The following is a 1,159-nucleotide window of genomic DNA, read 5'->3' as shown; positions in this document are numbered from 1 at the left end:
CTCCTTGTCTTATCAGATCATCGTGCCGCTCCTTCTTGCGCTCTGCTATGTGGTGAGTCACATCGGTTTCAAAACGCTGCTCTCGTCCCTCTATCCGTTACTGGGCCTGCTCAGCATGGCCTGGATGGTCCTGATGATCTGGCGCAGGCAGCGGCCGTTCGGAACGAATTGACGCAATCGTCAGCGCGAGCCGGACGAGCATCATAAGCATGCCGGCCAGCGTAAAGACAAAGCCGCAGAGCAGGTATGGGAAATGATAAGGCGGATATTGCTCCGCATCCCGCAGGACGGCAAGCAGATCCGTAAACAAAAACAAGCTGCCGACCGCAAACAATGCAAGCAGCGCATAATCGAAAAACGTCCAACGGGCTAAATGCGGGCCGGCCTGCCGGACCAAGGAAGCGGATAAGGACGGCTGGTCTTCCGGCCGTTCTTTTGTCTGGACCGCAGCGTTCCCGCCGCCCTCCGTGTCAGCCGTATCTTGGGCAGCGGCCGCCTCCGGGACGGCTGAAGGCACGGCTTCGGCTTGAGCCCGTGAATACACGGACCACGCCAGCAAAACGGCCGATCCCGTCACGACAAGCCCAATAGCCCCGCCGAGCCAGGCAAGCATCGTCATCATCATCTGTCAACACCTCGTATATTTCTTCTTATCGGGCATGTTGTGCAAGCTCGTATACCATCCATAGAAACAACGCAAACAGCAGAACAGGCATCGCAAATACGGCGACTTGCAGCGTCCGATGGCCCGGCGAAGGCGCCTTGCGCCACAGGTAGCTGCGATTGAACCGCTGCATGCGGGATTCCCGGATGATGGACATATCCGGGGAATGTCCGGATACGGCAGCCGGAGGGCGCCGTCCGTTCGGAACGATGGTGCCACGCTTCCAGCCGATCCGGTATGTAATTTCGCGCGGTTCGCGCTCTTCAGGCTTCACCCGTATACCTCCGTTTCAATTGGGTTTTGCTTTTATATTTGCTTATTATATAGCTTCTTGGGAACGCAGGCTATGTCATTTTGTACCCCTGCGTAAAATGTCGTATGCGATGGATGCAATTTTTTATAGGGATGTACTTTTGACTATGATCTCGGCAAACTATATGGTATATAAGAATAGCTTTTTATCGAAGCCCGGAGTGTTGACCACTTTCTCAACAA

At 54.7% G+C, this 1,159-nt stretch carries 2 protein-coding genes; both read right to left on the bottom strand.

Annotated features, from left to right (window positions below; genetic code table 11):
- Positions 1 to 97 precede the first annotated feature (97 nt).
- Positions 98 to 625, bottom strand: a complete 528-nt coding sequence (locus tag QJ48_RS34950) for a hypothetical protein (protein ID WP_237763164.1) — start codon at positions 623 to 625, stop codon at positions 98 to 100.
- Positions 626 to 650: 25 nt separating this feature from the next.
- Positions 651 to 938 (bottom strand): hypothetical protein, encoded by a 288-nt coding sequence (locus QJ48_RS34945; RefSeq protein ID WP_054977824.1) that lies wholly within the window; start codon positions 936 to 938, stop codon positions 651 to 653.
- Positions 939 to 1,159 lie beyond the last annotated feature (221 nt).

Source organism: Paenibacillus sp. A3, assembly GCF_001399685.1.
GTDB lineage: Bacteria > Bacillota > Bacilli > Paenibacillales > NBRC-103111 > Paenibacillus_G.
Note: the sequence above shows the minus strand (reverse complement) of the source record. Positions and strands in the feature narration are given on the sequence as shown.

Coding starts and splice junctions, on each gene's coding strand:
- QJ48_RS34950 (WP_237763164.1), bottom strand. CDS start 625: ATGATGATGACGATGCTTGCCTGGCTCGGCGGGGCTATTGGGCTTGTC.